The 12,334-nt window shown below is 68.3% G+C and carries 11 protein-coding genes; 9 read left to right on the forward strand and 2 right to left on the reverse strand.

Annotated features, from left to right (window positions below; genetic code table 11):
• Positions 1-33: 33 nt before the first annotated feature.
• From ACFYVR_RS16215 to ACFYVR_RS16230, 4 genes are all read left to right on the forward strand, one after another.
• The gene (locus tag ACFYVR_RS16215) at positions 34-1,215 is read left to right on the forward strand and encodes an acyl-CoA dehydrogenase family protein (protein ID WP_387474828.1); all 1,182 of its coding nucleotides are present in this window, start codon (positions 34-36) and stop codon (positions 1,213-1,215) included.
• Positions 1,216-1,249: 34 nt separating this feature from the next.
• Complete coding sequence (gene bphC / locus ACFYVR_RS16220; protein ID WP_387474830.1) at positions 1,250-2,155, forward strand: biphenyl-2,3-diol 1,2-dioxygenase; 906 nt, start codon at positions 1,250-1,252, stop codon at positions 2,153-2,155.
• A 79-nt stretch (positions 2,156-2,234) separates the two neighbouring features.
• Positions 2,235-3,713: an FAD-dependent oxidoreductase gene (locus tag ACFYVR_RS16225; protein WP_387474832.1), complete on the forward strand. Its 1,479-nt coding sequence runs from the start codon at positions 2,235-2,237 to the stop codon at positions 3,711-3,713.
• A 189-nt stretch (positions 3,714-3,902) separates the two neighbouring features.
• Entirely contained in the window at positions 3,903-4,760 is an 858-nt protein-coding gene (locus ACFYVR_RS16230; protein WP_387474834.1) for an IclR family transcriptional regulator, read from the forward strand.
• An 88-nt stretch (positions 4,761-4,848) separates the two neighbouring features.
• On the opposite strand, the gene ACFYVR_RS16235 is transcribed toward ACFYVR_RS16230, so the two are convergent.
• A complete protein-coding gene (locus ACFYVR_RS16235; RefSeq protein WP_387474836.1) occupies positions 4,849-5,427 on the reverse strand; it encodes a dihydrofolate reductase family protein in 579 nt (192 codons plus the stop codon).
• A gap of 2,799 nt (positions 5,428-8,226) precedes the next feature.
• Here ACFYVR_RS16235 and ACFYVR_RS16240 point away from each other — a divergent pair.
• From ACFYVR_RS16240 to ACFYVR_RS16260, 5 genes are all read left to right on the forward strand, one after another.
• On the forward strand, positions 8,227-8,892 hold the full coding sequence (locus tag ACFYVR_RS16240) for a hypothetical protein (RefSeq protein WP_387474837.1): 666 nt from the start codon (positions 8,227-8,229) through the stop codon (positions 8,890-8,892).
• The gene (locus ACFYVR_RS16245) at positions 8,892-10,121 is read left to right on the forward strand and encodes an SRPBCC family protein (protein WP_387474839.1); all 1,230 of its coding nucleotides are present in this window, start codon (positions 8,892-8,894) and stop codon (positions 10,119-10,121) included. Before ACFYVR_RS16240 ends, ACFYVR_RS16245 begins: the two co-directional genes overlap by 1 nt.
• Positions 10,118-10,522 (forward strand): gas vesicle protein GvpJ, encoded by a 405-nt coding sequence (gene gvpJ, locus ACFYVR_RS16250; RefSeq protein ID WP_387474841.1) that lies wholly within the window; start codon positions 10,118-10,120, stop codon positions 10,520-10,522. The genes ACFYVR_RS16245 and gvpJ overlap by 4 nt, the downstream gene beginning before the upstream one ends.
• Positions 10,519-11,307 carry a GvpL/GvpF family gas vesicle protein gene (locus tag ACFYVR_RS16255; protein ID WP_387474843.1) on the forward strand — a complete coding sequence of 263 codons (789 nt, stop codon included), beginning with the start codon at positions 10,519-10,521 and terminating at the stop codon, positions 11,305-11,307. The genes gvpJ and ACFYVR_RS16255 overlap by 4 nt, the downstream gene beginning before the upstream one ends.
• A 167-nt stretch (positions 11,308-11,474) precedes the next feature.
• Positions 11,475-11,747 (forward strand): gas vesicle protein GvpG, encoded by a 273-nt coding sequence (locus ACFYVR_RS16260; RefSeq protein WP_387474845.1) that lies wholly within the window; start codon positions 11,475-11,477, stop codon positions 11,745-11,747.
• A 77-nt stretch (positions 11,748-11,824) separates the two neighbouring features.
• Here ACFYVR_RS16260 and ACFYVR_RS16265 read toward each other — a convergent pair whose 3' ends face one another.
• Positions 11,825-12,151, reverse strand: a complete 327-nt coding sequence (locus ACFYVR_RS16265) for a hypothetical protein (RefSeq protein ID WP_387474847.1) — start codon at positions 12,149-12,151, stop codon at positions 11,825-11,827.
• Positions 12,152-12,334 lie beyond the last annotated feature (183 nt).

The raw sequence follows: 12,334 nt of genomic DNA on the forward strand, positions 1-12,334 counted from the left end.
CATCACAAGCACTTTCGACACCAGAGGACGATCATGACCCACCAGGTACTCGACAACATCGTCGAGATCGCCGACCAGCTGCGTGACCAGGCCGCGGAGGCCGAACAGCTCGGCAAGCTGCCCGACGAGACCGCGAAGAAGCTCCGCGCCGCCGGACCGATCAAGCTGCTGCAGCCCAAGCGGTACGGCGGATTCGAGGCGCACCCGCGTGACTTCGCGGAGACCGTGATGAAGGCCGCGTCCCTCGACCCCGCCACCGGCTGGGTGTGCGGCATCGTCGGTGTGCATCCGTGGCAGCTCGCCTTCGCGGATCCGAAGGTGCAGGAGGAGGTCTGGGGCGCCGACAACGACACCTGGATGGCGTCCCCGTACGCGCCGACCGGCATCGCGCGGCCCGTCGACGGCGGCTACGTCTTCAACGGTCGTTGGCAGTTCTCGTCCGGCACCGACCACTGCGACTGGATCTTCCTCGGCGCCATGCTCGGTGAGCCGGACGGCACCGTCGCGATGCCCCCGACGATGCTGCACATGATCCTGCCACGCAAGGACTACGAGATCGTTGAGGACTCGTGGAATGTGGTGGGCCTGAAGGGAACCGGATCCAAGGACGTCGTCGTCAAGGACGCGTTCGTTCCCGACTACCGGGTGATGAACGGCGACCACGTCATCGACGGCACCGCGCAGCGTGAGTACGGCGTCACCGAGACGCTGTACAAGATGCCGTGGTCGACGATGTTCCCGCTGGGCATCTCGTCCGCGGTGGTCGGCATCGCGGAGGGAGCGCTCGCCGCGCACCTCGACTACCAGCGCGACCGGGTCGGTGCCCAGGGCACCGCGATCAAGGACGACCCGTACGTGCTGTTCGCGATCGGCGAGGCGGCCGCGGACATCAACGCCGCCCGGCAGGAACTGCTCACCAACGTCGACACGATCTGGGACCTGGTCGAATCCGGCCGGGAGATCGACTTCGCGACGCGTGCGGCGGTGCGCCGCACCCAGGTCCGGGCGGCGTGGCGGGCGGTGCGGGCCGTCGACGAGATCTTCGCCCGTTCCGGCGGCAACGCATTGCGGGAGGACAAGCCGCTGCAGCGGTACTGGCGGGACGCCCACGCGGGCCTCAACCACGCGATCCACGTGCCGAGCACCGTCTACCACGCGTCGGCGCTCAGCTCGCTCGGTGTCGAACCGGCGGCGAACCTCCGCTCGATGATCTGACGCACCGACCCGAAATTCACAGAAGGACAACGACATGACCGATGTAAAGGGACTGGGCTACGTCACCGTCTCCACCAACGACATGGACCGCTGGCGCACCTTCGCGTTCGACGTCCTCGGTTTCGCGGAGGGCAGCGGCCCGAATCCGGATGCACTGTACCTGCGGATGGACGAGCGGGCTGCCCGCATCACGGTGGTGCCCGGCGCCACCGACGAGATTGTGACCATCGGGTGGGAGGTGCGTGACCACGCCGCGCTCGTGCGGGTGCAGCAGCGGGTGGAGGCCGCGGGCATCGCCGTCAAGCCGCTCTCGGTCGAGGAGGCGGACGCCCGGCGGGTCGAGGAGGTCGTCACGTTCCAGGACCCGACCGGCGCGACCCTCGAGATCTTCCACGGCGCGGTGCTCGACCACAGTCCGGTCGTCACCCCGTTCGGGGCGAAGTTCGTCACCGGCGCACAGGGTCTCGGCCACGTGGTGTTGCCGACGATGGATCCGAACGGCAGCTTCGAGTTCTACACCGAGGTGCTCGGGTTCCTGCCGCGTGGCGCGTTCCGGATCCCGACGCCGCCGGAGGTCGGTCCGGTGCGGATCCGCTTCCTCGGCGTGAACGAGCGGCATCACAGCCTCGCCCTGTGCCCCGCCCCGCACGGCGGCGCCCCGGGACTGATCCACGTCATGGTCGAGGTCGACACCCTCGACGCGGTCGGCCGGGCGCTCGACCGGGTCGTCAAGGACGGCTTCTCGGTGTCGTCGACGCTGGGCAGGCACACCAACGACAAGATGGTGTCCTTCTACGTCCGTGCTCCCGGAGGGTGGGACGTCGAGTTCGGCACCGAGGGAATGCGGGTAGACGAGACGTACTACTCCGCGGAGGAGATCACCGCCGACAGCTACTGGGGCCACGACTGGTCCGGTGCCGAGCCGCTGGCGGCGATGTAGGAGCCGACGTCCCTCGCGGGCGGTCCCGACCTCCGGGGCCGCCCGCGAGGCGTATCCGAACCAACCGAGAGGTGCTGTGATGGCGAGTAATTCAGACGAGATCGGTCCGCGGTCGGCGACCACGATCGAACACTGGGACCACGAGGCGGACGTCGTCGTCGCCGGCTTCGGCGTCGCCGGTGCCGCGGCCGCGGTCGGTGCCGCGCAGGAGGGCGCCAACGTCCTCGTGCTGGAGCGGACCGGAGGCTGGGGCGGCGCGGCCGCGATGGCGGGTGGCTTCGTCTATCTGGGCGGCGGCACGCCGCTGCAGAAGGCGTGCGGGTTCGACGACACCGTCGACGCGATGAAGGCGTTCATGACGGCCGCGCTCGGCCCTGGCGTCGACGAGGAGAAGATCGACGCCTACTGCGAGGGCAGCGTCGACCACTACCACTGGCTGGCCGACGACTGCGGTGTGCCGTTCAAGGAGAGCTTCTGGGGCGAGCCGGGCTGGGAGCCGCCGGGCGACGACGGCCTCCAGTACACCGGCGGCGAGAACGCCGCTCCCTTCAACGCGACGATCCCGCCCGCCCCGCGCGGACACGTCCCGCAGATGCAGGACAAGCACGTCAGCGCGGAGAAGGGCGGCGGCTACATGCTGATGAAGCCGCTGACGGACAAGGCCGCCGAACTGGGAGTGCGGTCACTGTACGACATGCGGGTGCAGCGCCTGGTGACCGACGAGGCGGGCGTCGTCGTCGGGGTCGTCGCCAAACGGTACGGCACGGAGGTGACCGTCCGGGCCCGCCGGGGCGTCGTCCTCGCGACCGGCAGTTTCGCCTACAACGACACCATGGTCCGGTCGTTCGCGCCGCGGCTGGTCGGCAGGCCCGCCGCGTCCATCGAGGAGCACGACGGTCGCGCCATCCGGATGGCCCAGGCCCTCGGCGCGGATCTGGCGCACATGGACGCCACCGAGGTGGCCTTCTTCTGCGACCCGCAGTTGTTCATCCGCGGCATCCTCGTCAACGGCCGAGGGCAGCGCTACATCAACGAGGACACCTATCCCGGCCGGGTCGGGCAGGCCACGCTGATCGAAAACCACAACGAGGCGTTCCTGATCATCGACGAGGTGGCGTACGAGGAGGGGATGTCGCGGCCCACGGCGACGCAGCAGCTGCGGCACCAGCCGAGGTGGGTGGCCGAGACGGTCGAGGAACTCGAGGCCGAGATCGGTTTGCCCGCAGGGTCGTTGCAGGCCACGGTCGAGTTGTACAACCGGCACGCCGCCGAGGGGACGGACCCGTTGTTCGGGAAGAAGCCGGAGTGGGTGAGGCCGATCGGCTCCCCGATCGCGGCGATCGACCTGCGCGGCATGACCGGCGGCTTCACCCTCGGCGGCCTGCGCACAAGCGTGAACTCGGAGGTGCTGCACGTCTCCGGGGATCCGATTCCCGGCCTGTTCGCCGCCGGCCGTTGCACCTCCGGTGTCTGCGCCGGTGGGTACGCCAGTGGTGCCTCGCTCGGTGACGGCAGCTTCTTCGGCCGCCGCGCCGGACGGGCGGCGGCCGCCTGCTGAGGCCGCTGAGCTGCGTCGAACAGCCCCGGATCGATGTGTCGGTCCGGGGCTTTCCCGTGCCCGCGGAAAAGACCCAGCGGTTTGATGTGACAGCGGACACAGCACGTGGTATCAATAGGCATATTCCTAATAGGAATACAGCGGTCGGAAAGAAGTCGCCGGCTGCCCCCTCACCTCGGAGGCCTTTCGATGACCCCTCAGGTCGACTCCAACACCCCGAGCGCAGTCCTGGACCGCGTCTCGCTCGTTCTCGACGCGTTCGACGGCCCCGGCCGTCTGACCCTCGCGCAGATCGTGCGCCGCACCGGACTGCCGCGTTCGTCCGCGCACCGCATGCTCGACCGCCTCGTCCAGCTGCGCTGGCTGCGGCGCCAGGGTCGTGACTACGAACTCGGCATGCGGCTGCTCGAGCTCGGTTCCCTTGCAGTGCACCAGGACCGGCTGCACCGCGCGGCCCTGCCGCTGCTGCACGAACTGCACCGGGTCACCGGGTATGCCGTGCACCTGGCGATCCTCGACCGAACCGACGTCGTCTACCTCGAGAAGATCGGTGGCCGGTTGGCCGCCGCGATCCCGACCCGCGTCGGCGGACGCCAGCCCGCGCACTGCACCGCGGTCGGCAAGGCGATGCTCGGCTTCGCCGACGACGCGCAGCTCACCGAGGTCGACGCCGCACTGTCCACGCGCAAGACGAAGTACTCCATCTCGACGCCGGCACAGCTGCGCACCGAGCTCGCGAAGGTCCGGGCCCACGGCATCGCCTACGAGCGTGAGGAGTCGCTGCCCGGATTCGCCTGTGTCGCAGCACCGATCGGCAGCATCGGGGAAGCCGTCGCCGCGGTGTCGGTGTGCGGCCCCGCCACCCAGATGGGACGCGACCACCGGCTGGCGGCACCGGTGCGCATGACGGCGCTGGGAATCTGGCGCAGCGTCGAGGGCGGACCGGTCCGGGTGCAGCCGACGCTGCAGCAGCACCGGCCCCTGGTCGGGGGGCCCACCGCCGGTCGCCTCGTACCGCCGGCCCGTGGCGCACTGCAGACCGCGTGAGCCGCGACTCGGACGGTTACGGTCGAATCAGAGCGAATGTGTACACCACATATGGGCAGCGTCTGTTTGATTGGAGGCGCGGATGAACTCAGACATGCAGGGTGGGTCGGTAGACGAGCTCGTGGATCCGGCCGTCGAGCGTCCGGCTCTCGATGAGCTCGAGGTCGAAGTCGGCCGCATCACGGAAGATCGGGTCGGCACCGGTCCGGCCGGTGATCACCGGGAACAGCGTCACCTGGAGGCGGTCGACCAGGCCGGCGGCCATCAGCGCCCGGTTCATCGACAGGCTGCCGTGTGAGCGCAACGGGACCTCGGACTCCTGCTTGAGCCGGGCGACGACGTCGACGGCGTCACCGCTCACGACGGTCGCGTTCGGCCAGTCGAGAGGACCGTGCAGGGTGGTCGACACGATCGTCGCCGGCAGGCTCCTCATCCGGGTGACCCACGGGTCACGCACCGACTCCTCGGTGCCCGAGGCAAGCAGCTGTGTGAACGCCCGATAGGTGTTGGCGCCGAAGACCATCCGCTGCTCCACCTCGTACAGGGCGAGGCGGTGGTCGAGCAGTTCGGGGCCTTGCTTGCCCCAGTAGCCGCCCCAGTCGCCGCCGCTGACACTGCCGTAGCCGTCGAGGCTGGCAAAGACGTCGAACGTGTACGTGACGGTCATGATGCTCTCCTCGGGTGCGGTGGATCGGGTGCGTGAATACAGACGGGAAATCACAGCGAAACTCATCGCCGTTCGCCTCCGTCGATCTCGCGGCGCCCTCGGGTTGAGTGCACCATTCTCCACGGACACCTCGAGAGGGACGACACCCTTCCGCCAGGGTCCGAGTCCCGAGGCGACGACTGTCGTTGCCAGCACCCTGCGGCTCCGGCCACGACGACGCTCGAACCGCGACCAGATGGGAAACGTCGGGCACACCCGAGCGGCGGATACGAGCCGACCACCCACGCCGTGGCGGCGCCCCAATGCACCGAACCTGGCCGCCGCTTGGCTCCACCCCTACCCTACGACGCCCGGCCGAAATCGTGGCCCAATACCACTGCTGCAGTTGCCAACCCGACGACCGGGCCGTCGTCTTCGCCTGCACCGTCTGCGGCGAGGGGCCCATCCTCGCCGGCGAACTCGCCGCTGCTGCCGGCGACGGCCTGCCCGAGCCTGTACAGCGATGGCTCCCCACAACCAGGTGACACGACGTCCACGCTGCTGTGTCCCGATCACGTGGGACGGGACACAGCGGCACTGGCTGAGTCGTGTACCGGACGGTACGGGTCCTGCGGGGCGGGTGATCACTTGAACCGAACCCTTCAAACCAGGACCCGGCCTGCGCCCGCCTACGCGCTCGAACGGTCGGGCCGGCAGACCGAGGCATTCGACCCTGTATGGACGCGGACTGCAGCAATCGTCCAACAGTCCGTTGGATGGTTGCCGTCGGGGCGTGTCACAGTCCTACTCGACAAGCGCGATGATCGCGATGAACGCAACTGGTTGGTTCCCAACGTCCTCACCACCCAGATCTTCGGGGGCCTGCACCGCAGGTTGCGCCACTGTCCAGGAGCTAACGTGCGACGTTACTCGGGGGCGGTAGCCACCATCAATGCCGAACCGACCGTCCTGCACCGGTGCGGTCAGTCAGGACAGACATCGGGGCCGGGGCGTGCACAGTGTCGCATCGGTCGATCGGCCGGCAGCGGACGAGTGTCCAGTCGTGCGGCGGCCGTATACCCCTGCCGGATCCGCCCCCCCGGTCGAGATGGTCGGCCAGGAGAAACACCCGAGCACCTCTCGGCGATATTCAGGGCAGGTCGGGGAAATCTCCCAGAATCCACGAGGTGAAATCACATGATGGGTAGCGACGGCGGCTCGGTCGGAGTCGACTTCAACCTGGCACTCCAGGCGTTCCTCAAGTGGCTGAGCGTCATGTTCGGCATCGGCGGAGGGATCGGGATCAGCTGACAGAAGGAATCGGTACCGAAAACTGAAATGCAAAGAATGGCTTCCGAACGTCCCGGAGGTCATTCTTGTTGCGCCACAACAGCCGATCCATACACGCCTACGTGGGACGTATCGCGCTTAGCGGGAATATTTTTCAGGAAGTTCGCATTCGTCATCCGGTGTCCCGCTCAGACCGAACCGGCCATCCCGGCCGTGGCGGCTCGAATGGGGATGTTTGCGGAGAAGTCGGGGAACCCCTGTCGGTTTGCTGAGAATCGTCAGGAGCGCACCGTCGAATGGAGGCCCGATGCAGAGCGGTGAGAACACAGTGGCCGCCGAGAAGGCCGACATTCTGGCCCGGGTGTGTGCCGCACTCGGCGGCGACTTCTCCGGTGCTTCGACGGGATGGGACGGACTCGCCGAATGGTTCGTATGCCATCTCGAACACCACTCGGGGCTCGCTCGGGATCCGTACCTGGGAAGGTGGCTACGGGCGACCAGGGCTGTCCAGGAGGAACTTGGCCGGTCTTGACCCCCAGACGACCAAGGCATTGGTTGACGTACTTCCGGCTGTCGGCCGGGTCCGGTGACGACCGGTTCCCGTACCGCGCCGACTCTCCGCGACTACGAGGGCTGTTCCTCACTCGCCAGGCGCGGTGCGCGTGCTGACCGGCGGCAGAGTGGGCACGGTCCACGGTGGGTTTCGGGCAGCCGTCGCAGATCTGCGCCGAGAGAGGGTTGCCCAGCGCAATCACTTCGACGATGCGGAACTCCTATCCTGCCCGGCATGCTCATCGCCGCGGCGGCCGTTGCTCTCGTGTTGACCCTGTTGCTGTTGATGATGATGTAGCGCCGGGGGCGCCGTGGATCCAGGGTGTCCGGTGTGGGGTGAGACATTCTCATGTTGCCCAGACAGGAACAGCACCTGATCGATCTGGCTCCGCGACTTCATCCCGCTGCTCGTCGAACGACATGCCGACAGGGAACTCGGCATCGTTCCGCCGGCCCGGCGATAGACACCCGGCGGTTGCGGGCCGGGCCGTGTAGGCGACCCTGCAGCACCGAGCTGTAGCGCACTCTCGTACCCCGTCCGGGTGCCGGCGTTCGCCGCGGCTGGATGCCAGCGTCCAGTGCTCGTATCAGACGCCGGCGTACAACGACGATTCTCGAACTCGACAGACCCACTCGCCGCGGTATCCCACCGCTACGCGGGTGCCACCTCGATGCGGCGGGTGGCCACCGTTCGTGGTCGGCCGCTGGAAACGTCGGCCTGACGGGCAGCGTCCGCCGGGCGGCATGTCGAGGCATCCGGACAGCGCATGCCTTGAAGCCCCACATCTGCCCGACCGACCTACGAGTCACGGGTGCCCAAGGCGCCCAAGGTGTTTCCGCGGGACGGTGTCGAACGTGTCGGCCGGGATCGGTGGCTCGTGTTTCCGGTGTCGGTGTGGGGGTAGTCGAGGGCGGGAGTCCGCGCGACTCGAGGTCGAGCGCCGTGTCGCGGGACTCGACGGCAAGGAGAAATCGACCATGAAGTCCGAAACGAAAACGGCTCTGGCAGCGGGCGTGGGCGCGGGATACGTCCTGGGCCGGACCCACAGGATGAAGCTGGCGTTGATGCTCGCCGGCGGTGCGCTCACCGGGCGGCTGCCCACCGGACCGGGCGGGCTGATGAAACAGGCCACGGGCGCACTCGGTTCCTCGACCGAGCTCGGCAGGCTCACCGAGTCCGTCCGCGGCGAACTCGCCGGCGCGGCCCGCGCTGCCGCGGTGGCGGCCGCGGCGAATCGAATCGACGCATTGAGCGACCGACTGCAACACCGCGGCCCGGCATCGACGGACCCGGGGCACGCGGACGACGAGAAGCATCGGCGGAAGAACCGCCCGCGGAGGAAAGCACCACCTCCGGCGGAGGATCGGGAAGACGAGTTCGACGACGACGTCGGGTACGAGGACGACCACGAACCCGAGGACGACGACTACGACTACGAGGACGAGCAGGACGAGGACGAGCAGGCCGGTGGGACCGGATCCGGTCGCCGCCGAACATCGGCCGAGCGTTCATCCGGACGTCCCCGGACCCGGGCACGGTCGGACGAGGATCCGGAGCCGGCGCCGCCGCGGCGTCCGGGGCGTTCCGAGAGCCGCACAGCGGCGCGCGCGCCCGTGCGTCGTCGCTCAGGAAGGCCGCAGTGATGACCGGGGCCGTCGAACGGGCGACCGGCAGGCTCGGGAAGGTCGCCAAGGATGCCGTGGGCACGGTGGGTGCAGCAGCGACGGACACCGTCGGGGCGGTCGGTGACACGGGCAGGTCCGCCGTGGGTTCGGCGATCGATCTCGGGCCGCTGCAGCAGTCCTTGGGGCTGCTGGCGGGGACGGTGGCCGACCGTGCGGTGTCGACGCTGACCAACAAGGTCGGTGGCGTGACCGAGCGGTTGTCCGAGTACGCCGAGGGGTCCGGAGGCACCCTGCTCGCCGCCGTGACCGGCGCGAGAAAGCTCGCCGAAGGCAAGTCGCCGCTGTCCGCCGTGATGAGTGCCGGCCTGGTGAGTGTGAAGGATCTGGCGGCTCGCACGATCGAGAACGTCAAGGACTTGCTCACCGGAGGGAAGGGGAAAGGTAAGAGCGGCAAGAAGTTCAAGCTCACCAACATAGTCGAGCAGATCGACGTCGGGGTGCCGGTGCAGCTCGCGTACGACCAGTGGACGCAGTTCGGTCAGTTCCCGACCTTCATGAAGAAGGTCGAGCGGGTCGAGCAGGTGTCGGACGAGAAACTCGCCTGGACGGCCAAGGTGTTCTGGTCCCGCCGGACCTGGCAGTCCACGATCGTCGACCAGGTCCCCGACGAACACATCATCTGGCGTTCACGCGGCGCCAAGGGATACATCAACGGGGCGGTGACCTTCCACGAGCTCGCCCCCTCGCTCACCCGCATCGTCGTGGTCCTCGAATACCACCCCCACGGTGTGTTCGAGAAGACCGGGAACATCTGGCGCGCCCAGGGCCGCCGGGCACGACTGGAACTCAAGCACTTCCAGCGCCACATGATGACGCACACCGCCCTGCACCCGGAAGAGGTGGGCTGGCGCGGCGAGATCCACGACGGCAAGGTCGTCGAGACCGCACCCGAGGAGGGTGACGGCGACGACACCGACGACCGGGACACCGACGACCGGGACACCGACGACCGGGACACCGACGATCGCGTCACCGACGACCGGGACACCGACGATCGCGTCACCGACGGTCGCGTCACGGGCGAGGATGGCGACGATTCCGGGGAACCGCCGCGCCGTCGCCACCGCGGACCCGCGCGCGTCGAGGGGCACAGCACATCCGGGAACGCCGCTGACCGGCGCGGATCCGGCAGGCGCGAATCACCCCGGAAACAACAAGGACACAAGACAAGGGAGCATCAACGATGACGATTGCAACGCAGGGCGGCGGCGGCGGAGGACTCGGACGGCCGAGTTCCTCCGGCCTGGCCGACGTCATCGACACGATCCTCGACAAGGGACTGGTGATCGACGCGTTCGTGCGCGTCTCGCTCGTCGGCATCGAACTGGTGACGATCGACGCCCGGGTGGTCATCGCCAGTGTCGACACCTACCTGAGGTTCGCCGAGGCGGCGAACCGACTCGAGATGTCCAAGAGCGAGCCGGTCGGCCTGCCCGGTCTGGTCGGTGGACTCGTCGAGGGCGGCGCGAAACACAAGACGAAAGGAGCGCTCGAGGCCGCGGGTGAGAAGGTCGCCGGTTTCCTCGGTGAGGTCCAGGACAAACGCGAGCAGGCCGACCGGACGCCGAGGCGGGGGCAACAACGATGACCAGGCCCGACGACACCGACACCGGCTCGGGGACCGCGACCTACGTGTACGGCATCGTGCCCGCGGACGTCGAGACGAACCCGGACGTATCCGGTGTGGGAGATCCCCCCGGCCAGGTGACGACCGTACGTCACAACGACATCGCCGCGCTGGTCAGTGAAGTGCCCGTCGAACGTCCGCTCGGCACACCCGACGACCTGCAGGCCCACGCCCGCCTGCTGGACGGGTCGGCCGCAGTGACACCGGTGCTGCCGCTGCGCTTCGGGACCGTGATGACCGACCACGATGCGGTGACCAGCGAACTGCTCGCCCCTCACCACGACCAGTTCCGTTCCACCCTCGACGAATTGGAGGGACACGCACAGTACGTGCTCCGGTTCCGCTACGTCCAGGACGCCATCGTGAACGAGATCCTCGACGACAGCGCCGACGCCGCTGCCCTACGTGAGCGGATCCGCGACAAGCCACCGGAGGCCACCCGCACGGAACGTATCGCTCTCGGTGAACTGATCAGCCATGCCGTCGAGGCCAAACGCCACGCGGACACCGCTGCGGTGCTCGGCGCGATCGAACCGATCGCGCATGCGGTCACCACACGACCGCCGACCGACGACTACGACGCCGCGCACCTGGCCGTGCTCCTCGACCTGGCCGCCGAAGACGATCTGGAGAAGACCGTCGACGGTCTCGCACGCCAGTGGGCCGACCGCACCGAGGTGCGGGTGTTGGGCCCGATGGCGGCCTACGACTTCGTGATGACCAGCGCACCCACGCCCGAACAGTGAGCGCCGAGGGTGCGACACCGCCGAGAGGGGTCCGCCGGCGCCGTCACATCCCCTTCCACAGGGGTTTGACGGCGCCGTGCGGGGGAACCCCGCGGACCCACGAGGGCAAGCACGCCCTCCGGGGGCGCGTCCGGCACGAACAGTCGGACGGAAAGGCAGGCGACGACATGGGTCTCTTCTCCGCAATCCTGGGACTTCCACTCGCACCGCTGCGTGGTGTCATCTGGCTCGGCGAGGTGATACAGCAGCGGGTCGAGCAGCAAATGACCGACCCCACCGTCATAAGACGAGAACTCGAAGCCATCGACGAGAAGGCCCGGGCCGGCGAGCTGTCACCCGAAGAGCAACGCGCCGCCCAGAGCCAAGTGCTGGGGCGCCTCATTCCCCAACCCGCCACTCCCGCTCCCCCCGCGGACGAGCGGTCCCCCGGCGACGACTGACCCGCCCCGTCACCGTTCCGGCCCGCCCGGCGGCGGTCACTGGCGGCGGTGCAGGGGCATGGACCCGTCCACCGGTATCACTCCAGACAGTGGCGCCGACGCAGCATCTCGCGGCGTTCACGCATGCCGATCGTCTCGATTCGGGCCCTGGTCTGCAGGTGCTGTCGCGTCCGCCGCCGATCCCGAGCCACTTCAAACCGCGCGGGTGCGGTGCGGGCATACAGCGCCCGAGCCCGCTCCGCGGCGAGGTCATCGCGTAAGACGTGGGCGGCAGCCCTGTCGCAGCCCACGAGGGCCTGCTCGTAGAGCAGACGCAACGGTGCCGTCGGGTCGAGCCGATGCACGCCGACCTGATCGATCACCTCCAACGGGACACGCGCCGTCCGGTATCCGAACCGTGCCATCACGCGCACACACCCCAGCACCATCGGTACCGCTGACATTGCCGTGGTCACGGCACGAGGAACAGCAGCAAGGCCACCACGAGCATCATCGTCGCGGCCACCGCGAGCATGTCCGGCAGCAACCCGAATTCGGAGTCGTGAAACGGATTCTGCACCGATGATCACCTCACACTTCCGGGCCTC

Source organism: Rhodococcus sp. NPDC003318, from assembly GCF_042879035.1.
GTDB lineage: Bacteria > Actinomycetota > Actinomycetes > Mycobacteriales > Mycobacteriaceae > Rhodococcus_G.

What these genes read in the sequence shown, in the direction of transcription:
- ACFYVR_RS16215 (WP_387474828.1), top strand. Translation starts at nt 34, where the DNA reads ATGACCCACCAGGTACTCGACAACATCGTCGAGATCGCCGACCAGCTG.
- bphC (WP_387474830.1), top strand. Translation starts at nt 1,250, where the DNA reads ATGACCGATGTAAAGGGACTGGGCTACGTCACCGTCTCCACCAACGAC.
- ACFYVR_RS16225 (WP_387474832.1), top strand. Translation starts at nt 2,235, where the DNA reads ATGGCGAGTAATTCAGACGAGATCGGTCCGCGGTCGGCGACCACGATC.
- ACFYVR_RS16230 (WP_387474834.1), top strand. Translation starts at nt 3,903, where the DNA reads ATGACCCCTCAGGTCGACTCCAACACCCCGAGCGCAGTCCTGGACCGC.
- ACFYVR_RS16235 (WP_387474836.1), bottom strand. Translation starts at nt 5,427, where the DNA reads ATGACCGTCACGTACACGTTCGACGTCTTTGCCAGCCTCGACGGCTAC.
- ACFYVR_RS16240 (WP_387474837.1), top strand. Translation starts at nt 8,227, where the DNA reads ATGAAGTCCGAAACGAAAACGGCTCTGGCAGCGGGCGTGGGCGCGGGA.
- ACFYVR_RS16245 (WP_387474839.1), top strand. Translation starts at nt 8,892, where the DNA reads ATGACCGGGGCCGTCGAACGGGCGACCGGCAGGCTCGGGAAGGTCGCC.
- gvpJ (WP_387474841.1), top strand. Translation starts at nt 10,118, where the DNA reads ATGACGATTGCAACGCAGGGCGGCGGCGGCGGAGGACTCGGACGGCCG.
- ACFYVR_RS16255 (WP_387474843.1), top strand. Translation starts at nt 10,519, where the DNA reads ATGACCAGGCCCGACGACACCGACACCGGCTCGGGGACCGCGACCTAC.
- ACFYVR_RS16260 (WP_387474845.1), top strand. Translation starts at nt 11,475, where the DNA reads ATGGGTCTCTTCTCCGCAATCCTGGGACTTCCACTCGCACCGCTGCGT.
- ACFYVR_RS16265 (WP_387474847.1), bottom strand. Translation starts at nt 12,151, where the DNA reads ATGGCACGGTTCGGATACCGGACGGCGCGTGTCCCGTTGGAGGTGATC.